The organism is Kitasatospora sp. NPDC034023 (assembly GCF_055575795.1).
Window position 1 is genome coordinate 50,440 of sequence record NZ_JBVIRY010000016.1, and the last position, 22,590, is coordinate 73,029.

Sequence of the window (22,590 nt, forward strand, 5' to 3'; positions counted from 1 at the left end):
ATCCGTGGACGGGCTCCCGGGATGGATTCGCAGGCGGCCATGATCGGCCTCTGTGGCGATCCGGTTTCGCCCCTGTTTCGGGCCGCGGAGGGTTGGGCACAATCGTCGGGACGCGCACTGTGGCGCGTCCTTCTTCCCACACCCCCTGACCTGCGGCTCGTCCCGCCATGTGGACGGGATATTCCGCTTCTCGGGATCCTGGGCATCATGTAACTTGCACGACACCGCACCACCGCATCAGGGCCAACGTCGTCCCTACTTGCACCAACTTGCCGAAAGACGACGACGGGAGAGCCGATGCTGCCTGCATCCATGCACTCCGCCAACGAGCCCCAGGCCGGCGCCGCCCGCCAGCCGTACGCGCTCGTGCCGGATGCGCGACCTGCTGCTCAGGGCCTGTACGACCCGCGAAACGAGCACGATGCCTGTGGCGTCGGTTTCGTCGCCACGCTGACCGGCATCGCCGACCACACCATCGTCGAGCAGGCGCTGAACGTCCTGCGCAACCTGGAGCACCGCGGCGCCACCGGCGCCGAGCCGGACTCCGGTGACGGCGCGGGCATCCTGACCCAGGTCCCCGACGCCTTCCTGCGCGGCAAGGTCGACTTCGAGCTCCCGGCAGCCGGCTCCTACGCCGTCGGCATCGCCTTCCTGCCCGACAACGACGACGAGGACGCCGCCGCCGTCGCCCGGATCGAGGGCATCGCCGCCGAGGAGGGCCTCACCGTCCTCGGCTGGCGCGACGTCCCGGTCACCCCGGACCTGCTCGGCGCCACCGCCCGCAGCGTCATGCCGCGCTTCCGCCAGATCCTGCTGTCGCACGGCGAGAGGGCCGGCATCGAGCTGGACCGGATCGCCTTCGTGGTCCGCAAGCGGGCCGAGCGCGAGGCCGGGGTCTACTTCCCGTCGCTGTCCGCGCGCACCATCGTCTACAAGGGCATGCTGACCACCGGCCAGCTGGAACCCTTCTTCCCCGACCTGTCGGACCGCACCTACGCGTCCGCGCTCGGCCTGGTGCACTCGCGGTTCTCCACCAACACCTTCCCGAGCTGGCCGCTCGCCCACCCGTACCGCTTCGTCGCCCACAACGGCGAGATCAACACGGTCAAGGGCAACCGCAACTGGATGAGCGCCCGCGAGTCCCAGCTCGCCACCGACCTGATCCCCGGCGACCTGTCGCGGATCTTCCCCGTCTGCACCCCGGACCACTCCGACTCCGCCTCCTTCGACGAGGTCCTGGAGCTGCTCCACCTCGGCGGCCGCTCGCTGCCGCACTCGGTGCTGATGATGATCCCGGAGGCGTGGGAGAACCACGCCACTATGGACCCGGCCCGCCGCGCCTTCTACCAGTACCACTCCAACCTGATGGAGCCCTGGGACGGCCCGGCCTGCGTCACCTTCACCGACGGCACCCAGATCGGCGCCGTGCTCGACCGCAACGGCCTGCGCCCCGCCCGGTACTGGATCACCGAAGACGGCCTCGTCGTCCTCTCCTCCGAGGTCGGCGTCCTCGACATCGACCAGGAGAAGGTCACCAAGAAGGGCCGGCTGCAGCCCGGCCGGATGTTCCTGATCGACACCCTCGAAGGCCGCATCGTCGAGGACGAGGAGATCAAGTCCGCCCTCGCCGCCGAACACCCCTACGAGGAGTGGATCGGCGCCGGACAGATCCAGCTCGCCAAGCTGCCCGAGCGCGAGCACATCGCCCACACCCACGCCTCCGTCACCCGCCGCCAGCAGACCTTCGGCTACACCGAGGAGGAACTGCGCGTCATCCTCGCGCCGATGGCCCGCACCGGCGGCGAAGCGCTCGGCTCGATGGGCACCGACTCGCCGATCGCCGCGCTGAGCGAGAAGCCGCGCCTGCTGTTCGACTACTTCGTGCAGCTCTTCGCGCAGGTCACCAACCCGCCGCTGGACGCCATCCGCGAGGAACTCGTCACCTCGCTGCTCTCCAACCTCGGCCCGGAAGGCAACCTGCTGGCCGCCGAGGCCTCCGCCTGCCGCTCGGTCGGCATCACCTTCCCGGTGATCGACAACGACGAGCTGGCCAAGCTCGTCCACATCAACGCCGACGGCGACCAGCCCGGCCTCAAGGCCGTCACGCTCTCCGGCCTCTACAAGGTCGCCACCGGCGGCGAGGGCCTGGCCTCCCGCCTCGCCGAGATAGCCGCCGAAGCCGACGCCGCGATCGCCGACGGCGCCCGGATCATCGTGCTCTCCGACCGGCACTCCGACGCCGAGCACGCCCCGATCCCCTCGCTGCTGCTCACCTCCGCGATCCACCACCACCTCATCCGCACCAAGCAGCGCACCCAGGTGTCGCTGCTGGTCGAGGCCGGCGACGTCCGCGAGGTGCACCACGTCGCGCTGCTGATCGGCTACGGCGCGGGCGCGGTCAACCCGTACCTGGCCATGGAGTCCGTCGAGGACCTCGTCGCGCAAGGCACGTTCCTGAATCAGCGGGGCATCGAGGGCGTCGAGCCCGAGAAGGCCATCAAGAACCTGATCAAGGCGCTCGGCAAGGGCGTGCTCAAGGTCATGTCCAAGATGGGCATCTCCACCGTCGGCTCCTACCGCGGCGCCCAGGTCTTCGAGGCCATCGGCCTCTCCCAGGACCTGGTCGACGGCTACTTCGCCGGCACCACCACCAAGCTCGGCGGCATCGGCCTGGACGAGATCGCCCGCGAGACCGCCGCCCGGCACGCCAAGGCGTACCCGGCCTCCGGCATCCCGGCCGCGCACCGCGCCCTGGAGATCGGCGGCGAGTACCAGTGGCGCCGCGAGGGCGAGCCGCACCTGTTCGACCCGGACACCGTCTTCCGGCTGCAGCACTCCACCCGCAACCGCCGGTACGACATCTTCAAGCAGTACACGGACCGGGTGAACGAGCAGTCCTCCCGCCTGATGACGCTGCGCGGCCTCTTCCAGCTGGACGGCCTCGACCGCGAGCCGATCCCGGTCGAGGAGGTCGAGCCGGTCTCCGAGATCGTCAAGCGCTTCTCCACCGGCGCCATGTCCTACGGCTCCATCTCGATGGAGGCGCACGAGACGCTGGCCATCGCGATGAACCGCCTCGGCGGCAAGTCCAACACCGGCGAGGGCGGCGAGGACCCGGAGCGCCTGTACGACCCGGAGCGCCGCTCCGCGATCAAGCAGGTCGCCTCCGGCCGCTTCGGCGTCACCTCCGAGTACCTGGTCAACGCGGACGACATCCAGATCAAGATGGCCCAGGGCGCCAAGCCCGGCGAGGGCGGCCAGCTGCCCGGCCACAAGGTGTACCCGTGGGTCGCCAAGACCCGGCACTCCACCCCGGGCGTCGGCCTCATCTCGCCGCCGCCGCACCACGACATCTACTCGATCGAGGACCTGGCGCAGCTGATCCACGACCTCAAGAACGCCAACCCGGCGGCCCGCATCCACGTGAAGCTGGTCTCCGAGGTCGGCGTCGGAACGGTCGCGGCCGGCGTGTCCAAGGCACACGCCGACGTGGTCCTGGTCTCCGGCCACGACGGCGGCACCGGCGCCTCGCCGCTCACCTCGCTGAAGCACGCCGGCGGCCCCTGGGAGCTCGGCCTCGCCGAGACCCAGCAGACCCTGCTCCTCAACGGGCTGCGCGACCGCATCGTCGTCCAGACCGACGGCCAGCTGAAGACCGGCCGCGACGTCGTCATCGCCGCGCTCCTCGGCGCCGAGGAATTCGGCTTCGCGACCGCCCCGCTCGTCGTCTCCGGCTGCATCATGATGCGCGTCTGCCACCTGGACACCTGCCCGGTCGGCGTCGCCACCCAGAACCCGGTGCTGCGCGACCGGTTCTCCGGCAAGCCCGAATTCGTCGTCAACTTCTTCGAGTTCATCGCCGAGGAGGTCCGGGAGATCCTGGCCTCGCTGGGCTTCCGCTCCATCGAGGAAGCCGTCGGCCACGCCGAGCACATCAACGCCCAGGCCGCGATCGACCACTGGAAGGCCGCCGGGCTCGACCTGGCCCCGCTCTTCCACGTGCCGGCCCTGCCCGAGGGCGCGGCCCGCCACTGCACCACCACCCAGGACCACGCGCTCGACAAGGCCCTGGACAACCAGCTCATCACGCTCGCCGAGGACGCCCTGGAGCGCGGCGACGCCGTCCGCATCCAGCTGCCCATCCGCAACGTCAACCGCACCGTCGGCACCATGCTCGGCCACGAGGTGACCAAGCGGTACCGCGGCGAAGGCCTGCCGGAAGGGACCATCGACGTCACCTTCACCGGCTCCGCCGGACAGTCCTTCGGCGCCTTCCTGCCCCGCGGCGTCACGCTGCGCCTGGAAGGCGACGCCAACGACTACGTCGGCAAGGGCCTCTCGGGCGGCGTCGTGATCGTCCGCCCGGCCCGCGACGCCGCCGCGATCGGCGCCGACGCGCAGAACCACGTCATCGCCGGCAACACCATCGGCTACGGCGCCACCGGCGGCCGGATCCACCTGCGCGGCAAGGCCGGCGAGCGCTTCGCCGTCCGCAACTCCGGCGCCACCCTGGTCGTCGAAGGCGTCGGCGACCACGGCCTGGAGTACATGACCGGCGGCCGGGTCGTCATCATCGGCGAGACCGGACGCAACCTCGCGGCGGGCATGTCCGGCGGCATCGCGTACGTCCTGGACCTGCGCCCCGCCAACGTCAACGACGGCATGGTGGGCATCGAAGCCCCCACCGCCGCCGACCGCGACTGGCTGCGCGAGACCGTGCAGCAGCACTACGAGGAGACCGGCTCCACCGTCGCCGCCGAACTCCTGGCCGACTGGGGCAGCGGAGTCTCCCGCTTCTCCAAGATCATGCCGACCGACTACAAGGCAGTGCTCGCCGCCAAGGACGCCGCCGAGCGCGATGGCCTCTCCGAGGCCGAGACCACTCGCAAGATGATGGAGGCGGCACATGGCTGACCCCAAGGGCTTCCTGACCACGCCCAAGCAGCTGGCCGAGCGCCGCCCCGTGGACGTCCGTCTGCGGGACTGGAACGAGGTCTACGTCGAGCGCAGCCTCCTGCCGATCATCACCAAGCAGGCCGGTCGCTGCATGGACTGCGGCATCCCGTTCTGCCACAACGGCTGCCCGCTCGGAAACCTCATCCCCGAGTGGAACGACCTCGCCTACCGGGACGACTTCGTCGGCGCGATCGAGCGGCTGCACGCCACCAACAACTTCCCGGAGTTCACGGGCCGCCTCTGCCCCGCGCCGTGCGAGTCCGCGTGCGTCCTCGGCATCAACCAGGACGCGGTGACCATCAAGAACGTCGAGGTCACCATCATCGACAAGGCCTGGGACCGCGGCGGCGTCACCCCGCAGGTGCCGGAGCGCCTGTCCGGCAAGACCGTCGCCGTCGTCGGTTCCGGCCCGGCCGGCCTCGCCGCCGCCCAGCAGCTCACCCGCGCCGGGCACACCGTCGTCGTGTACGAGCGCGCCGACCGCATCGGCGGACTGCTGCGCTACGGCATCCCCGAGTTCAAGATGGAGAAGCGCCACATCAACCGCCGCATCGAGCAGATGCGCGCGGAAGGCACCCGGTTCCGCACCGGCGTGCACGTCGGCGAGGACATCACCGGGCAGCAGCTGCGCGAGCGCTTCGACGCCGTCGTCGTCGCGGCCGGCGCCACCACCGCCCGCGACCTGCCGGTGCCCGGGCGCGAGCTCAAGGGCGTCTACCAGGCCATGGAGTACCTGCCGCTGGCCAACAAGGTGCAGGAAGGCGACTTCGTCGAGTCGCCGGTCAGCGCCAAGGGCAAGCACGTCGTGGTCATCGGCGGCGGCGACACCGGCGCGGACTGCGTCGGCACCGCCCACCGGCAGGGCGCCGCCTCCGTCACCCAGCTCGAGATCATGCCGCGCCCCGGCGAGGACCGGCCCGGACACCAGCCGTGGCCGACCATGCCCATGACGTACAAGGTCACCTCCGCCCACGAGGAGGGCGGCGAGCGGATCTACTCCGTCAACACCACCCACTTCACCGGCGACGAGGACGGCAACGTCGAGGAACTGCACCTCGTCGAGGTCGAGTTCAAGGACGGCCGGTTCGAGCCCGGGCCGGGCACCGAACGGGCCATCCCCGCGCAGCTCGTCACCCTCGCCATGGGCTTCACCGGCACCGACGTCAAGAACGGGCTGGTCGAGCAGCTGGGAGCCGACCTCGACGCGCGAGGTAACATTGCCCGCGACGGCCGGTTCGCCACCAATGTCGATGGCGTGTACGTCTGCGGAGACGCCGGCCGAGGCCAGTCGCTGATCGTCTGGGCCATCGCGGAAGGCCGTTCGGCCGCTGCCGCGGTGGACACGTACCTGGGCGGCAAGACCCCGCTTCCCGCCCCGATCCGGCCCACGGACCGCCCCCTGGTGGTCTGACGATCCGACCGGCCCCCGAACCCCCGGCGCCGCATCGCCGGGAGCTCAACCCGCTGCCCCCGCCAGAGTCGCCGGGCCAACGCGGTCTCCTGGCGCCTGCCCTCTTCCCCGACCAGTTGGAGGGCGGGCGCCGTCGCGTTTTCCGGGAGGTTTTCCGGGGGGTGCCGGGCAGGGGAACCGGTGGGTGCCGCCGTTTTTTCGTCCGCACACCGAGGGTTGGCTCACAGCGGAACCACAGGCTTCTCCCAGGGACCGGAAAGCCTCCCGGGACGGGCTGTTGTTCGTCGGTGCCAGGTGGCAGACTGCCGCCGACGGCCGGGGGGCTGCGCGAGTGCGGAGGGTGACTTCGATGGGCACGACTCAGGCAGGCGGGGGCGCGACGGTACGACGCCTCATGCTCGGCACCCAGCTGCGCAAGCTCCGTGAGGCCAGAGGCGTCAGCCGGGAGGAAGCCGGGTACTCGATCCGCGCCTCCGAATCCAAGATCAGCCGGATGGAACTCGGCCGCGTCGGCTTCAAGGAACGCGACGTCGCCGACCTGCTGACCCTCTACGGCGTCGACGCCGAACAGGAACGCGCCACCGTCCTCGGACTGGTCCGCGACGCCAACGCCAACTCCTGGTGGCACGAATACGGCGACGTACTGCCCGGCTGGTTCCAGAACTACCTCGGGCTCGAGGAATCCGCCGCCGAGATCCGCAGCTACGAGGTCCAGTTCGTCCACGGGCTGCTGCAGACCGCCGACTACGCCCGCGCCGTCGTCACCGCCGGCTGCCACGACCACGGGGCCGAGGAGATCGAACGCCGGGTCGACGTACGCCTCAAGCGCCAGGCCGTACTCACCGACGAACGCGCACCGCAGCTCGTCGCCGTACTGGACGAAGCCGCACTGCGCCGCCCCTGGGGCGGACCCGAACTGATGCGGGCCCAGCTCGACCGGCTGCTGGAACTCGGCGAACTGCCCAACGTACGGCTGCAGGTACTGCCCTTCGGCAACGCCGGACTGGCGGCCGAGAGCGGCGCCTTCACCGTGCTCGGCTTCGCCGAACCGGAACTCTCCGACGTCGTCTACCTCGAGCAGTTCACCACCGCGCTCTACCTCGACAAACCCGCCGAGGTCACCGAGTACCGGCACGCCATGGACGACCTGGTCGCCGACAGCCTCGACCCGGCGCGGACCCGGGACTTGTTGCACGCGGTACGCCAGGAGCTGTAACACATCAGTACGATGATGCCCCATCAGGGCGGTGCATGATCGGTGCATGAGAGGGATCAGATGTCGTACTTCTCCGAGTTGGCGCTGCAGTACATCGACGGCGAATGGTGCAGCGGCAGCGGCTCCTGGGACATCGTCGACGTCGACCCCTACACCGGCGACAAGCTCGCCACCATCACCGTCGCCACCACCGCCGAAGTCGACCGCGCCTACCGCGCCGCCGAACGCGTCCAGAAGGGGTGGGCCGCCGACAACCCCTACCAGCGCCGACTGGTCTTCGAACGCGCGCTGCGCCTGATCGAGGAACGCGAACCCGAGATCGTCGCGGCGATCATGACCGAGCTCGGCGGCACCGCACTCAAGGCCGGCTTCGAGCTCTCCCTGGTCAAGGACCTGCTGCGGGAGTGCCTGCACCTGTCGGTGGCCGCCGAGGGCCGACTGCTGCCCTCGCCCGCCCAGGGCAAGGAGAACCGGCTCTACCGGCTGCCCGTCGGCGTCGTCGGCGTGATCAGCCCGTTCAACTTCCCGCTGTTCCTGGCGCTCAAGGCGGTCGCCCCGGCGCTCGCCCTCGGCAACGGCGTGGTGCTCAAGCCGCACCAGGAGACCCCCGTCGTCGGCGGCGGCCTGATCGCGAAGATCTTCGAGGACGCGGGCCTGCCGCCCGGCCTGCTGAACGTCGTGATCACCGACATCGCCGAGATCGGCGACAGCTTCATCGAACACCCGGTGCCCAAGGTGATCTCCTTCACCGGCTCCGACAAGGTCGGCCGGCACGTCGGCACCGTCGCCGCCGCCCACTTCAAGCGCTCGGTCCTGGAACTCGGCGGCAACAGCGCGCTGATCGTGCTCGACGACGCCGACCTCGACTACGCCGTCGACGCCGCGGTGTTCAGCCGCTTCGTCCACCAGGGCCAGGTCTGCATGTCCGCCAACCGCATCCTGGTGGACCGCGCCGTCGAGGCCGAGTTCACCGAGAAGTTCGTCGCCAAGGTCGCCTCGCTCACCGTCGGCGACCCGAAGGACCCGGCCACCCACATCGGCCCGCTGATCAACCCCGTCCAGGCCGACGCCCTCTCCGCCCAGATCGACCAGGCGGTCGCCGCCGGCGGCACCGCGCTGCTGCGCGGCACCACCACCGGCAGCCTGATGGCACCGACCGTGCTCACCGGCCTCGCCGAGGACGCGCCGATCCTGCAGCGCGAGCTGTTCGGCCCGGTCGCCCTGGTGGTGCCCTTCGACGGCGAGGACGAGGCCGTACGCATGGCCAACAACACGCCGTTCGGACTCAGCGGCGCGGTGCACACCGCCGACCTCGAGCGCGGCGTGCGGCTCGCCCAGCGGATCGAGACCGGCATGATCCACGTCAACGGCGCGACCATCGCGGACGAGCCGGGAGTGCCCTTCGGCGGGGAGAAGAACTCCGGTGTCGGGCGGCTCAACGGGGAGTCCACGGTGGACGCCTTCACGACGCTGAAGTGGATCTCGGTGCAGCACGGGCGGGCGGCGTTCCCGTTCTAGCCCTTGTGGCTTCGCGCGAGGCCTCGTGCGTGGGTTCTTGTGGGGCCTCGCGCGTGGGCTCTTGTGAGGCCCCGCGCGTGGCTTCTCGCGTGGTTTTTATGCGGCGCGGGCCTCTCGGCGGTAACCGCCGGGGGCCTGGCCGAACTCCCGCTTGAACGCCTTCGCGAAGGCGTACTCCGAGCCGTAGCCGGTCTGCGTCGCGACCGAGGTCAGCGGCGCCTCCGACTCGCGCAGCAGCCGGGCCGCCGTGGTCATCCGCCAACGCGTCAGGTACGCCATCGGCGGCTCGCCCACCATGGTGGTGAAACGGCGGGCGAAGGCCGCCCGGGACAGGCCCGCCCGGTCCGCCAGGGACTCCACCGTCCACGGGGTGGCCGGCGCCTCGTGGATCGCCGCCAGGGCCGGGGCGACGGCGGCGTCCCGCAGCGCCGCCGCCCAGCCGTCGGCCGTCGCGGCGGGCTGGTCCTCGAACCAGGCCCGCAGGATGTACAGCAGCAGCGAGTCGATCAGCGCCGGGACGATCCCGGTCGAACCGATCCGCGGGTTCTCCAGCTCGGTGCCCAACAGCTGCACGGCGGCGGCCAGTTCGGGGTGGCGGCCGTGCCGGGTCGGCAGGTGGATCAGGGTCGGCAGTTGACGGACCATCGGGTGCGGGCGGCCCTGGTCCAGGTGGTAGCTGCCGCACAGCAGGCTGGTGCGGGCGCCGTCGCCGCCCAGACTGAGGGTGCCGATCGGCGAGGCGTCGTTCACCCGGCAGGCGTGGGTGTCCACCGGCGGCGTGTCCGGATGGTCGGCCAGGACGTGGCCGCCGCCGTCCCGCAGGAAGACGATGTCGCCGGGGCTGAGCGGCACCGGCGCGTGCCGCTCCGCCCCCTCCCCGGTGCCCAGCGGGAGCAGCCAGCAGGTGCCGTACAGCACCACGTGGAAGCCGGCGCCGAGCACCGGGGGCAGGCGCAGGGCCCACGGGGCGCGGCCCTCGGTGCGGACGGAGGACGGGTACGCCGTCCGCATCGAGCCCAGTGCCTCGGTCAGGATGTCCAACGCCCGTCCCCCTTCGGTGCTTTCGGTGCCTTTGGTGGTCCGCCCTCGATCGTGGCCCGCAACCGGCGCCGTCCGTTCGGGCCTTCAGTCGACGGTGAGGACGACCTTGCCCTGGACGGTACCGGAGCCCACCAGCTCGTGCGCCCGGCCGGCCTCGGCCAGCGGGAAGGCCTGCGCGACGTGCGGACGGATCCGCCCCTCGTCCACCAGGGCGGCGATCGCCTCCAGCGCGGCGTAGTCGGGCTCGACGGAGATGCCCGCGAAGCGGCGTCCGGCGGCCTCGACCGCGGCGGCGAGCTCCCGGTCGCGGTGCTCCATGATGCTCACCAGGAAGCCGCCCGGCTTCAGCACCTCCAGCGCGCGGGTGTTCTCGGAGGAGGAGTCGAAGACGACGTCGACGTCCTTGACCGCCTGGGTGTAGTCGGTGGTGCGGTAGTCGATCACCTCGTCGGCGCCGATCTCCTTGAGGAAGGCGTGCTTGGGCTCGCTCGCCAGCGCGATCACGTACGCGCCGCGGGCCTTGGCGATCTGCACCGCGAAGTGGCCGACGCCGCCCGCCGCCCGGTGGATCAGCACCCGCTGCCCCTCGCCGACGTTCGCCGCGTCCACCAGGCCCTGCCAGGCGGTCAGCGCGGCCAGCGGCAGGGCGGCGGCCTGCACGTGGTCGACCGAGGCGGGCTTGCGGGCCAGCTGGCGGGACGGCGCGGCCACGTACTCGGCGTAGGCGTTCGCGGCACGCGGGAAGAACGGCATCCCGTACACCTCCTCGCCCACCCGGTACCGGGCGCCGGGCGCGGCCTCCTCGACCACCCCGGAGACGTCCCAGCCCACCGTGAACGCCGGCTCGCCCAGCAGCGGGAACAGGCCCGCCCGCACCGCCACGTCCACCGGGTTCACCCCGGCGGCCTTCACCCGCACCAGCACCTCGCCGCTCAGCAGCTCCGGACGCGCCACCTCGGCGACCTCCAGGACCTCCGGCCCGCCGACCTCACGCTGCACCACCGCACGCATTGCACTCACTCCCCACCCGGTCAACACCGGCCCCCCGTGGGGCCGTTCTCGATGCCTCAACGATAGGGAGGGCGGGCGAGCCGATGAATATCCTCCAGTCTCTGTCAGATGTCCGATCGTCTTGATCGGAGAGCAAGTCAGGCCGGGTAGCGGACGAGGCCGTCGGTGGCGAGCTCGAAGCCGAAGGGGGCCGGGATCGGCACCCGGTCGCCGAACTTCCCGTTCCACTGCTGGTGGTAGCCGGTGGCGGAGGGCTCGGAGTAGAGCGTGATGGCGCTGGTGCGCGGGTCGATCAGCAGGTACAGCGGGATGTCCATCAGCGGGTAGTCGCGGACCTTGCCGACCAGGTCGTTCTCGGGGTTCGACGGGGAGGCGATCTCCACCGCGATGGCCGCCTGCTCGGCGGGCACCTCGTTACCGCCTTGCTTGACGAAGGAGCGCGGGATGTAGGTCAGGTCGGGGTTTCGCAGCGTGCCGACGTTCGGGGAGGCGAGGTCTGTGTTCTCGCTCGGCATCAAGTCGGACGGACGGTGTGCGTCGATCTGCTCGCGAACGAACAGAACGTTGTGCTGGTGGATGACTGAGGGGCCGGCCATCATGATGATCTCGTCTCCGGAGATCTCGATCTTCCACCCGGCGGGCGGGGTCAGGCTCTGCGCGTACGCCAGGAGCCGCGCGTGGCGCTCGGGGATCTGGAACTCGCTCATGACGCCATTCTTCCACCGCCCGGATGTGGCGAGGCGCCGCCGGGCGGACGGGCCCGGCGGCGCCTCGTGGGGGGAGGGCCGGTCAGAAGACCGGCTGGCCGGCGCGGACCAGGCGCCAGGAGTTGGTGAAGAAGTCGGCGGGGTCGATGACGCCCTTGGCCTTCACCCAGGCGATCATGGTGTTGCGGATCTCGTCGGAGTTCGACCAGACCAGCTTGGCGCCGGCGACGTGCGGGAAGTTGCCGCCGCCGTTGGCGCGGTAGTTGTTGACGGCCAGGACGAACTGGGCGGCGGGGTCGATCGGCTTGCCCTGGAAGGACAGGTTGACGATCCGCTGGCCCTTCGGCTGGGCGATGTCGATGTCGTAGCTCAGGCCGTAGACCGAGTCGTAGTTGTAGTCCGGGGTGGTCTCGGCGCCGGTCAGGGCGTCCTTGTCGACCGGGGCGCCCGGGGCGAGCTGGTTGTAGTACTTCGCCGAGAACTCCAGGTAGTCCTTGAGCTGGGCGCCCGTCAGGATGCGGGCCTCCATGGTGTTCTCGTAGATGTAGAGGCCCGCGGCGTCGCGCAGCTTGACCTGGCCGGACGGGATCAGGGCGGTGCGGTTGAACGGGGCGGCCTGGGCGAGCACCGGCAGGTTGGCGTACTGCCCGCCCGCCAACGCGGCCTTGACGGCGTCGGCCTGGACCTTGCCGATCAGGTCGATGATCGGGGTCGCCTTGAAGCGGGCGTCGGCGATCGACAGCTCGATCTTGCTGGTGCCGATGTTCTGGTTGACGTACGCGACGACCTTCTTGTGCTGCTCGGTGAGCGCGTTGGTGATCTCCGGGTTCTCCGGCACGGTGTTGGAGTTCAGCACCCGCGAGGAGACCGAGGTGACCTTCCAGGCACCGTTGGCGAACTCGACCTCGAAGTCGAAGCAGCTCAGGCGCTGGCCCCAGCAGAGCGGCTCGGAGAGCACGACCGTCTTGCCGGTCTTCTTGTTGACGATCAGGCGCTGCGGGACCTCCTTGTGGGTGTGGCCCACCAGCACCGCGTCGATGTCCGCGACGGTCTCCGCCATCTCGCCCGAGGCGTCCTCGGGCCAGGGCAGCTGGTCGCCGTAGGTGGTCGGCTCGTCGATGCCGGAGTGCGCCGAGACCACGATGACGTCCGCGCCCGCCGCCTTCATCCGCGGCACGTACTTGGCGGCGGTCTCCACGATGCCCGGGAAGATCATCTGGCCGCTGACGTTGGCCTTGTCCCAGATCGCGATGCCCGGGTTGGTGAGGCCGAGGATGCCGACCTTCAGCGGCTTGCCCTCGCCGAGGTGCAGCTCCTTGATCACGTACGGCGGGAAGGCCGGCTTCTCGTTCTTCGCGTGCAGCGCGTTGGCGCCCAGCAGCGGGAACTCCAGCTGGTCCTCGAAGGCCTTCACGGTCGGGATGCCGTAGTTGAACTCGTGGTTGCCGAGCGCGGCGGCGTCGTACTCCATGAGGTTCATGGCGACGGCCATCGGGTGGTCCGGGACGGTGTCGCCGTCGGTGGCGATCGGCTCGACCCGGGCGTAGTAGTAGGTCAGCTGGGTGCCCTGGATGATGTCACCGGAGTCGATCAGCAGGCAGCGGTCCCAGCCCTTCTCCTCGCGCACCTGGTTGGCCAGGGTGGAGATCTTGGCGAGGCCGACCGCGTTGTGCGCCTTGTCGAGGTACTCGGCGTCGGTGAAGTAGTCCCAGTTGAGCACCCGGCCGTGCAGGTCGGTGGTGCCCATGACGGTGAAGGCCTGCTTGCGGGGCTTGCGCGGGCCCTTGGCGGCCGCCGTGTCCGGCTCGGCGGCCGCGGCGGAGGGGGCGGCGGCCACGGCGGCACCGCTCGCCAGGGCGGCGCCGGCGGCGGTGGCGGCGGACCGGGTGACGAAGTCACGGCGGTTCAGGGGCATGGACGACTCTCCCGGGTGGGAACGACGGCAGATGGGCCGTCAACTGGTGTACGTGAGTGGGTGCGCGTCGACGCGTCGACATCGCGTCAATGCATCGACGCGCGTAGAGGGACGCGCGTAGAAGTGTGCCGTGCGGGCCGGGTCGCTGAATAGCCCCCGGACCTGTCCAAGAGGTGAGATCTTGGCGACTCGTTCGTGACGAAGATGGGCGGGGGCGGGGTGGTAAAGGGAGCAGGCGGGTCCTGACCTGCGCTCCTGACCTGCGGCTCCGGCTCGGGGCTCTGGTTTGGAGCCCTGGCTCGGGGCCCTGGCTCGGGGCCGGCTCGCGGCCGGCCCCGGGTCAGGACAGTTCGGCGGTCAGCAGGACCACCTCGCGGCCCAGTTCGGCCGCCGGGTCCGGGGCGTCCGGGCCCGCCCACGGCTGCCAGGTCCGCGCCCGCAGGTAGCCGGCCACCGCGAGCGGCAGCCGGTGCCGGACGATCCGCTCCGCCACCGGGCCGGGACCGGCCTCGCGCAGCGCCGTCAGCAGACCGTCCACCCCGGCGGTGGGCGGCAGCGGCACGGCGCCCAGGTAGGCGGCCAGCGCCTCCAGCTCGGGGTCGGGCAGGGGCACCGGCTGAGGCACCGAGACCGACACCGACACCGGGACCGGCCGGGACACCGACCCCGTTCCTGACCCTGACTCCGACTCCGACTCCGACCCTGACTCCGGGCCCGGGTTGGGGTCCGTCGTCGGCCGGCCGGGCGGGTCGGGCGGGTCGGGCGGGTCGGGCTTGCGACCGGGCGCCACCAGCGCGCCCACCCCGTACAGGGCGGCCGCCACCCCGGGCCACAGGCTCCCGCCGAGCTCGAACTGGTGCAGCCCCACCCCGACCGCGGCGCCCGCGAGGCCGGCCAGGTTCTTGGCCGAGTTCAGGTACCGCAGCGCCAGCCGGACGGGCCCGTCACTGGTAGCCACGGATCTCCTCGAACGCCCCGTCCAGCGAGCCCGAGCCGTCGAACAGCTTGCCGCCGCTGATGTCCGCGATCCCCTGCAGCTGGGTCACCGCGGCCTCGCCGAACTTGATCGGGAACACCGGGATCGACTTCTCCCAGGCCGGCAGCCCGTCGTGGAAGCGCTTGAAGTCGGCGTCCGACGCGCCGACGTTGCTCTCCCCGTCGGTCATCAGCACGATCGAGGTGAACCGGTCGTCGTTCGCCGCCGCCTGCTGGCGCTCGATCACCCGGTACGCCTCCTCCAGCGAGCCGTACACCGCCGTGCCGCCCGAGGCCGCCAGCGACTGCACGTCCGAGTTGATCGCCGCCAGCTCCTCCTGCGGACCGGGCTGGCTGCCCGTGGGCGGCACCACGTGCGTCTTGGACCACTTCACCGAGGAGGCGAAGGACACCAGGGTGACCTCCTCGCGGTTCCGGAAGCGCCGCACCCCGCGGGTGTCGTCCGCCCCGGTCAGCCGGCCCATCGCGTTCTTCAGCGCCGTGATCCGCGAGCCCTCCATCGAGCCCGAGGTGTCCAGCACGTACACCGTCCGGGACGGGCGGCGCAGATCGTTCTGGTACGAGGCCAGCAGGCCGTCCGCCACCGCCCGGGTGCCCGGGAAGGGCAGCTCCCGGCGGCGGTCCGTCGGCAGCCCGGCGGCCGGGGCCACGCCCGCCGTCGCGGGGCGGCGCAGCGTCGTCTCGGAGATGCGTTTCTGTACCTCGTCCTTGAGCAGGTACGAGGTCAGCCGCTGGAAGGCGTCACGCTGGTCCGGCGCGGCCGAGGACAGCAGCGACAGCGGGTAGTCCGCCGACACCACGCCGTCCACCGGGCGCACCACCGTCAGCTGCTGCTGCGGCGGCAGCGTCTTGTTCAGCGACAGCAGTACCGACTCGTAGTTCACCAGCGCGCCCACCAGGCCCGACTCGGCCCGGGTGTACGCCTGGGCCAGCCAGCCCGAGGACCCGGAGGTCAGCTTCTGGCCGGTGAAGAACTGCTTCAGCTGCGGCGTCGCCTTCTGCACGTCCGCCTCGGCCAGCGCCCCGTCCGCCTTGGAGAACGCCGAGGCGACCGCCACCAGGGTGGAGAAGCCGGAGTTGGAACGTGAGGGGTCGGCCATCCCGTACGTCAGCTTGCCGGCCGCGGCCGCGTCACCGACCTGCGCCCAGGTGACCTTCGAGCCGTCGCCCCAACCCAGATCGCCGAGCACTGAGGAGCGCACCCCGATCGCCACCGGGGAGACCATCACGGGAGTCTCGGACAGCACCTTGGACTTCCCGGTCGGGTCCAGGCGCAGGTACTGGTTGGAGGGGAACCACACCGCGTCGTACTTGCCGTCGGCCCGGCCCGAGGACACCGCGTCCGCGCCGTCCAGGGTGCCCGTCCAGGAGAACTGCACGGTCACCCCGGTGGCCTTCCGGGCCTCCTCCAACACCGGTGCCAGGTCCTGCAGTTCACTGCCGGCCAGGATGCGCAGCACCCCCGGCCGGGCGGTCTCGGCGGGCGGGTCCGAGGGCCCCGGGCCGGGCTTGTCGCCGGAGGAGGTGCAGGCGGTCACCGCCGCCAGGACGGCCACCAGTGCGGCGGTGAGCCGGCTGCGGCGCTTCGTACGGAGGTTCACTTCGGGGTCCCACCCTTCGCCGCGGCGGTCAGCTTGAGGAGGTTGTCCAGTGAGGGCAGCGTGGCCTGCTTGAACCCGGAGTTCCTCAGATCGTGCGCGAAGGACGGCTTCTTGTCCTTCATCAGGTTCCAGAAGGCCTCCTGGTCGGCCTGCGGGCGCAGGCCGTACCGGGCTTCCAGGTTGCGCAGCACCGCGTCGTTCTCCAGCGCGTCGGCCAACTTGCGGCCGCCGTCCGTCCGGGCCACCAGCGTGTGGTCCGACTGGATCGTCGTGTCCGGGTACATCACCACCATGTCCCCGGTGTCCTTGCCCCGCAGCGGCAGGGCGGCGGCCTGCGACTCGTAGGCGAAGACCAGCGTGCCCACGCCCGCGAAGAAGTCCCGGAACGGTTCGTCGCTGCTGATCTTCTGCATGCCCTGGACGCCGTTCGAGGCGGCCAGGACGTCCCGGACGGCGTTCACCCCCGCGTCGTCCTGCACCACCTGGTTGCCGTTCGCGATGTAGGAGAGCAGCGCCAGGTACATCGCGCCCGAGGACGAGGTCTCCGGATCCGTGGTGGACACGAACAGCGGGCCGGTCAACTCCGGGTGCTCGCCCGCGCCCTGGAGGTCCTTCCACTTCTGGCCGCTCTTCAGCGCCGCCACGTACTTGTCCATCCGGAACGTCCAGACGCCCTTGGCGTCCACGTCCGCCAGCTGGCTGTCCTTCAGGACCCGCGCCGCCGACTCGTGCGTCACGATCACCAGCGGAGAGTAGAAGGGCACCAGCGGCGAGTCCTTCAGCTCCCAGTTGCGCTGGATCTCCCGGGCCGGCGCGGCGCTCGCCGGGAAGGCGAAGTCCAGTCCCGTGGTGCTCTTCGCCTGCTCGCTCATCGTCCAGGAGCCGGTCGAATCCGCCCGGACCTCCAGGCCCTGCTTCTTCAACTCGGCCTTGACGGCCGGATCTTCGAAGAAGTCACGTTTTTCCGACCCGATCAGGCCGGTGACCGCGACCACCGCGGGTCCCCCCTTGCCGCCGTCGGGGATCAGCGCATAGGCCACCCAGCCCAGCAGGGCCAGGGTCGCCACCACCCCCAGAGCGCCGCGTTTCATGCCGAACCCCCCTCGGACGCGACTTCTGCCGCGTCGTCTACGTCGTCCGGGTGGTCACCCGAACCTCCGGGCCGTCACCCCGGGGTGACGAGCGTCCCGCCGGGCGGGGAGCAGTAACGGAAGTGACGGTGAACCAGAGGTGAACACCCCTTCACGGAATCGCATCGACCGACCCGTTCGCGGGCGCGACCGGAGGCGCCGGGGCGGCAGGCCTCGCACACCGGTCCGAGGACGTGTCAGATTGTTCAACTCGCCTTACCGCAAAGGTCATCCCGCAGTCCGGACCCGCCTCGTTGTTACGCGCCGGTAATGCCTAGTCTCAGCACTATGCGCCGAGCAAAAATCGTCTGCACTCTCGGGCCCGCCACCGACTCGTACGACCAGATCAAAACCCTGGTCGACGCCGGGATGGACATCGCCCGACTCAACCTCAGCCACGGCACGCACGCCGAGCACGAGGAACGCTACCGCCGCGTCCGCAAAGCCGTCGACGAAACCGGCCGAAGCGTCGGCGTCCTCGCTGACCTTCAAGGCCCGAAGATCCGGCTCGACACCTTCGCCCACGGTCCGGTACTTCTCGAACGCGGCGACGAGTTCACCATCTCCACCGACAAGGGCGTCGTCGGAGACAAGGACATCTGCGGCACCACCTACGCCGGACTCGCCGGCGACGTCAGCCGCGGCGAACGCATCCTGGTCGACGACGGCCGCGTCACCCTGGAGGTCGTCGCCGTCGACGGGCCCCGGGTGCGCTGCCTCGTCATCGAAGGCGGCCTCGTCTCCGACCACAAAGGCCTCAACCTCCCCGGCGTCGCCGTCTCCGTCCCCGCACTCAGCGACAAGGACGTCGCCGACCTGCGCTGGGCCCTGCGCACCGGCGCCGACCTCATCGCGCTCTCCTTCGTCCGCAGCGGGCGAGACGTCGAGGACGTCCACCGGATCATGGCGGAGGAAGGACGGTACGTCCCCGTCATCGCCAAGATCGAGAAACCGCAGGCCGTCGAGAACCTCGAATCCGTCGTCGACGCCTTCGACGGCATCATGGTGGCCCGCGGAGACCTGGGCGTGGAGATGCCCCTCGAACAGGTCCCGCTCGTCCAGAAGCGCGCCATCAAGCTCGCCCGGCGCAACGCCAAGCCCGTCATCGTCGCCACCCAGATGCTCGACTCGATGATCAACGCCTCCCGGCCCACCCGCGCCGAGGCCTCCGACGTCGCCAACGCCGTCCTCGACGGCACGGACGCGGTGATGCTCTCCGGGGAAACCTCGGTGGGCAAGTACCCGGTCGAGACCGTCAAGACCATGGGCCGGATCATCGAAGCCGCCGAGAACGACATCCTCGCCGCCGGCCTGCCCCCGCTGACCACCGGCAGCAAGCCGCGCACCCAAGGCGGCGCCGTCGCCCGCGCCGCCGCCGAGATCGGCGACTTCCTGCACGCCAAGTACCTGATCGCCTTCACCCAATCCGGCGACACCGCCCGCCGACTGACCCGCTACCGCTCACCCATCCCCGTACTCGCCTTCACCTACGAACCGGCAGTCCGCAGCCAACTCGCCCTCACCTGGGGCGTGGAGACCTTCCTCGGCCCGTTCGCCCCGACGACCGACCAGATGGTCGAACAGGTCGACGCGGCCCTGCTGTCGCTGGGCCGCTGCCAGAAGGGCGACATCGTCGTCATCACGGCAGGGTCGCCCCCCGGCCTCGCCGGCTCCACCAACCTCGTCCGCGTCCACCACGTGGGCACGTTGGACGCCTGAGGTTCCCTGGCGGCGCGGCCTCGTTCGGGGTCGCGCCGCTGTCAGTACTTGGGGCCGATGCGGGCGTCCATGAGGGCGATGGAGTCCTTGCGGGCGACGGAGATGTTGGTGGCGCCGGCAGGACGCGGGGCGGCCCGCCACTGGACGCCGACGGCGTCGAGGGTTGCGGTGAAGAGGCCGATGATGTCGGTCGAGGTGTTGGTGAAGAAGTAGCGCGGGTACTCGTAGCGCTTCGTGACGCCCCCGACCGTGCGGGTCGCCCAGTTGGTGATGCGGCAGCCGTCGGAGTGGATCAGGCCCCGCAGGAACTCCCATGGGTAGGCATCGACGATCTCCTGCTGCCAGGGCGCCAGGACTATGGTGCGCTCGTGCTTCTTGCCGGGGCCGTGCTGGGGGAAGAGGCAGGGCCAGTGCTTGCTGGTACTGACGACACTCGTGCAGCCGGGCGCGCGGACGCGCATCACCTTGTTGTGTGGCATGACGGCGGAAACGGCCCGCTCACACTCGTCGATGAGTCCGGGCCAGGAATCGCAGCAGGCGATGCGCAGGGCGTACACCTTGCGACGGCCCTCGCTGATGCAGCCGTCGCCGAGGTAGAGACCGAGCAGGTAGGTGTAGTCGGCGGGCGGACGCGAAGGATCGAGCCGGCCGCTGTGGGCCGGACATTCGGCGGTCATGCGTGGACTGGGTACGGCACCGGACGCCCACTCGCGGATCGCGAACCGGGATACCCCGGTCGCGCGGCTGACCTGGCTGAAGGTCAGCCCGGATGCGTGGAGCTCCAATGCCCGCTGGCGTGTAGCCATGTCGTACATACGAGCGAGATTGCATTGCGAGATGGTCGTATGCATGCAAACAAGGGGATCTCCGCTCGATCGAGTGAAGATCCCCTGAGTACGAAAACCGTTGGACCGGATACCGGTCCCTTCGATTCGAAGGAAAAGTGCCCCGAGTGGGATTCGAACCCACACTGTATGGTGTTTGAGACCATTGCCTCATGCCAATTGGGCTATCGGGGCCTACGATTTGAAGGCACTTGCCTTGCCGTCGTGTCTCAAACATACCGTGTCTAGGTACCCTCGTGCATGCAGTACCCCGCCGGAACTAGGAGCCCCGTGAGCACCGCCGACGAGCAGGCACAGCCGCTTGAGACCGATACGCCCCAGATCACCCGGATTGTGATCGCCGAGGACGAGGCGCTGATCCGTCTCGACCTCAAGGAGATGCTCGAGGAGGAGGGGTACACCGTCGTCGGCGAAGCGGGGGACGGGGCGACGGCGGTGAAGCTCGTGGAGGAGCTGAAGCCGGATCTGGCGATCTTCGATGTGAAGATGCCGGTGCTGGACGGGTTGTCGGCGGCGGAGCAGATCCACGACAAGCACCTGGCGCCGGTGCTGATGCTGACGGCGTTCTCGCAGCGGGAGCTGGTGGACCGGGCGCGGGACGCGGGGGCGATGGCGTACATCGTCAAGCCGTTCTCGAAGTCGGACCTGGTGCCGGCGATCGAGATGGCGGTGTCGCGGTACACCGAGATGCGGGCGCTGGAGAAGGAGATCGGGGATCTCACCCAGCGGCTGGAGACCCGGAAGCTGGTGGACCGGGCGAAGGGTGTGCTGCAGACGAAGTTCGGGCTGAACGAGCCTGCTGCCTTCCGGTGGATCCAGAAGACGTCGATGGACCGGCGGATGACGATGGCGGCGGTGGCCGAGGCGGTCATCGAGGAGGGTGACGCCCAGGACCGCAAGAAGGCGGATGAGGGCAAGTCCGAGTAGGGCGAGCGACGGAGGGCCCGGCGGATGTTTCCGCCGGGCCCTCTCGCGTGGAAGGGGTCAGTCCTCGCCGAGGTAGGCCTTGCGGACGGACTCGTCGTGGAGGAGGTCGGCGCCGGTGCCGGAGAGGACGATGCGGCCGGTCTCCATGACGTAGCCCTGGTCGGACAGCGACAGTGCCGCCTGGGCGTTCTGCTCGACCAGGAGGATGGTCGTACCGGACGACTTGAGTTCGATGATGGTCGCCATGATCTTCTGCATCATCAGCGGGGAGAGGCCCATCGACGGCTCGTCCAGCATGAGCAGCTTGGGCTGGGACATCAGGGCCCGGCCCATCGCGAGCATCTGCTGTTCGCCGCCGGAGAGCGTTCCCGCGGCCTGCTTGCGGCGTTCGCCGAGGATGGGGAACAGCGAGTACGCGCGTTCGACGTCGGCGGCGATGCCGGCGGTGTCGGTGCGCAGGAAGGCGCCGAGGAGGAGGTTCTCCTCGATGGTCATGCGGGGGAAGATGTGCCGGCCTTCGGGGGAGTGCGCGAGGCCGAGGGCGACGATCTTGTGGGCGGGGACGGTGGAGAGGTCCTGGCCGTCGAAGGTGATGCGTCCGGCGGTGGGCTTGAGGAGGCCGGACAGGGTGCGCAGGGTGGTGGTCTTGCCGGCGCCGTTGGTGCCGATGAGGGTGGTGACCTCGCCCTGTTCGACGGTGAAGCTGATGCCCTTGACGGCTTCGATCTTGCCGTAGGCGACGCGGAGGTCCTCGACCTCGAGGAGTGCGGTCACTGGTCGGTCTCCGTAACGGTCTCCGGGCCTGCCGGGGTGCTGTCTTCGAGCGGGGCGCCGAGGTAGGCGGTGATGACGCGTTCGTCGTTCTGGACGGTTTCGCGGTCGCCTTCGACGATCTTCTGGCCCTGGACGAGCACGGCGGTGCGGTCGCAGAGGTTGAAGATGAAGCGCATGTCGTGCTCGATGACGAGGATGGAGATGCCCTTGTCGCGGATGGCGAAGACGAGTTCCTCGGCGGCGCGGGTCTCCTGGGGGTTCATGCCGGCGGTGGGTTCGTCGAGGAGGAGCAGGCCGGGTTCGGAGGCGAGGGCGCGGGCGATTTCGAGCTTGCGCTGCTCGCCGTAGGGGAGGTTGCGGGCGAGGTGGTCGGCCTTGGCGGCGAGGCCGGTGAACTCGAGGAGTTCCATGGCCTTGGCGCGGCTTTCGGCTTCGGCGCGGTGGTAGCCGGGGCCGCGGAGGATGGCGGAGAAGATGCCTTCCTTGGTGCGGGTGTGGCGGCCGACGAGGACGTTCTCGAGGACGGTCATGTTGGCGAAGAGCCGGATGTTCTGGAAGGTGCGGGCGATGCCGGCCTGGGTGACGAGGTGGGGCTTGGGCGGCAGCACGACGTCGCGGTAGCGGACGGCGCCTTCGGTGGGGACGTACAGGCCGGTGAGGCAGTTGAAGAAGGTGGTCTTGCCGGCGCCGTTGGGGCCGATGAGGCCGATGATCTCGCCCTCGCCGACGGTGAGGGAGACGTCGTTGACGGCGGTGAGGCCGCCGAAGCGCATGGTGACGCCGGTGACTTCGAGCAGGGGTGCGGCGGTGGTGCTCATCGGGT

16 protein-coding genes and 1 tRNA gene are annotated in these 22,590 nt (G+C 70.1%); 6 read left to right on the plus strand and 11 right to left on the minus strand.

The window, feature by feature from the left end; translation table 11 throughout:
• The first annotated feature begins 312 nt into the window (after positions 1-312).
• From gltB to ACZ52R_RS21530, 4 genes are all read left to right on the plus strand, one after another.
• A complete protein-coding gene (gene gltB, locus ACZ52R_RS21515; RefSeq protein WP_465663799.1) occupies positions 313-4,914 on the plus strand; it encodes a glutamate synthase large subunit in 4,602 nt (1,533 codons plus the stop codon).
• On the plus strand, positions 4,907-6,367 hold the full coding sequence (locus ACZ52R_RS21520; RefSeq protein WP_465753895.1) for a glutamate synthase subunit beta: 1,461 nt from the start codon (positions 4,907-4,909) through the stop codon (positions 6,365-6,367). Before gltB ends, ACZ52R_RS21520 begins: the two co-directional genes overlap by 8 nt.
• 349 nt (positions 6,368-6,716) lie before the next feature.
• Complete coding sequence (locus ACZ52R_RS21525) at positions 6,717-7,583, plus strand: helix-turn-helix domain-containing protein (protein WP_465618350.1); 867 nt, start codon at positions 6,717-6,719, stop codon at positions 7,581-7,583.
• A gap of 60 nt (positions 7,584-7,643) precedes the next feature.
• Positions 7,644-9,101 carry an aldehyde dehydrogenase family protein gene (locus ACZ52R_RS21530; RefSeq protein WP_465753896.1) on the plus strand — a complete coding sequence of 486 codons (1,458 nt, stop codon included), beginning with the start codon at positions 7,644-7,646 and terminating at the stop codon, positions 9,099-9,101.
• Positions 9,102-9,197: 96 nt separating this feature from the next.
• Here the strand turns inward: ACZ52R_RS21530 and ACZ52R_RS21535 are convergent, their stop codons facing one another.
• From ACZ52R_RS21535 to ACZ52R_RS21565, 7 genes are all read right to left on the minus strand, one after another.
• Positions 9,198-10,142, minus strand: coding sequence for an AraC family transcriptional regulator (locus ACZ52R_RS21535; protein WP_465663791.1), 945 nt, complete (start codon positions 10,140-10,142; stop codon positions 9,198-9,200).
• An 84-nt stretch (positions 10,143-10,226) separates the two neighbouring features.
• The gene (locus tag ACZ52R_RS21540) at positions 10,227-11,153 is read right to left on the minus strand and encodes an NADP-dependent oxidoreductase (RefSeq protein WP_465618355.1); all 927 of its coding nucleotides are present in this window, start codon (positions 11,151-11,153) and stop codon (positions 10,227-10,229) included.
• A gap of 137 nt (positions 11,154-11,290) precedes the next feature.
• Positions 11,291-11,860: a Uma2 family endonuclease gene (locus tag ACZ52R_RS21545; RefSeq protein WP_465753897.1), complete on the minus strand. Its 570-nt coding sequence runs from the start codon at positions 11,858-11,860 to the stop codon at positions 11,291-11,293.
• A gap of 82 nt (positions 11,861-11,942) precedes the next feature.
• Positions 11,943-13,775, minus strand: a complete 1,833-nt coding sequence (locus tag ACZ52R_RS21550; RefSeq protein ID WP_465753898.1) for a bifunctional metallophosphatase/5'-nucleotidase — start codon at positions 13,773-13,775, stop codon at positions 11,943-11,945.
• Between the two features lie 340 nt (positions 13,776-14,115).
• Positions 14,116-14,733 (minus strand): hypothetical protein, encoded by a 618-nt coding sequence (locus ACZ52R_RS21555; protein WP_465753899.1) that lies wholly within the window; start codon positions 14,731-14,733, stop codon positions 14,116-14,118.
• Positions 14,720-16,372 (minus strand): extracellular solute-binding protein, encoded by a 1,653-nt coding sequence (locus ACZ52R_RS21560; protein ID WP_465753900.1) that lies wholly within the window; start codon positions 16,370-16,372, stop codon positions 14,720-14,722. Before ACZ52R_RS21560 ends, ACZ52R_RS21555 begins: the two co-directional genes overlap by 14 nt.
• Positions 16,369-17,463 (minus strand): substrate-binding domain-containing protein, encoded by a 1,095-nt coding sequence (locus tag ACZ52R_RS21565; protein WP_465753901.1) that lies wholly within the window; start codon positions 17,461-17,463, stop codon positions 16,369-16,371. The genes ACZ52R_RS21560 and ACZ52R_RS21565 overlap by 4 nt, the downstream gene beginning before the upstream one ends.
• A gap of 327 nt (positions 17,464-17,790) precedes the next feature.
• On the opposite strand from ACZ52R_RS21565, the gene pyk reads away from it, so the two are divergent.
• Positions 17,791-19,221, plus strand: a complete 1,431-nt coding sequence (pyk, locus tag ACZ52R_RS21570) for a pyruvate kinase (protein ID WP_465618366.1) — start codon at positions 17,791-17,793, stop codon at positions 19,219-19,221.
• A 41-nt stretch (positions 19,222-19,262) separates the two neighbouring features.
• Here the strand turns inward: pyk and ACZ52R_RS21575 are convergent, their stop codons facing one another.
• Both ACZ52R_RS21575 and ACZ52R_RS21580 read right to left on the minus strand, forming a co-directional pair.
• Positions 19,263-19,898, minus strand: coding sequence for a hypothetical protein (locus tag ACZ52R_RS21575; RefSeq protein WP_465753902.1), 636 nt, complete (start codon positions 19,896-19,898; stop codon positions 19,263-19,265).
• 267 nt (positions 19,899-20,165) lie between these two features.
• Positions 20,166-20,240 (minus strand) — tRNA-Leu (locus ACZ52R_RS21580).
• A 66-nt stretch (positions 20,241-20,306) separates the two neighbouring features.
• Here ACZ52R_RS21580 and ACZ52R_RS21585 point away from each other — a divergent pair.
• Complete coding sequence (locus ACZ52R_RS21585) at positions 20,307-20,993, plus strand: ANTAR domain-containing response regulator (RefSeq protein ID WP_465618370.1); 687 nt, start codon at positions 20,307-20,309, stop codon at positions 20,991-20,993.
• Between the two features lie 57 nt (positions 20,994-21,050).
• Here ACZ52R_RS21585 and ACZ52R_RS21590 read toward each other — a convergent pair whose 3' ends face one another.
• Both ACZ52R_RS21590 and ACZ52R_RS21595 read right to left on the minus strand, forming a co-directional pair.
• Complete coding sequence (locus tag ACZ52R_RS21590) at positions 21,051-21,767, minus strand: ABC transporter ATP-binding protein (RefSeq protein ID WP_360499094.1); 717 nt, start codon at positions 21,765-21,767, stop codon at positions 21,051-21,053.
• On the minus strand, positions 21,764-22,585 hold the full coding sequence (locus ACZ52R_RS21595) for an ABC transporter ATP-binding protein (protein WP_465618777.1): 822 nt from the start codon (positions 22,583-22,585) through the stop codon (positions 21,764-21,766). The genes ACZ52R_RS21590 and ACZ52R_RS21595 overlap by 4 nt, the downstream gene beginning before the upstream one ends.
• Positions 22,586-22,590 lie beyond the last annotated feature (5 nt).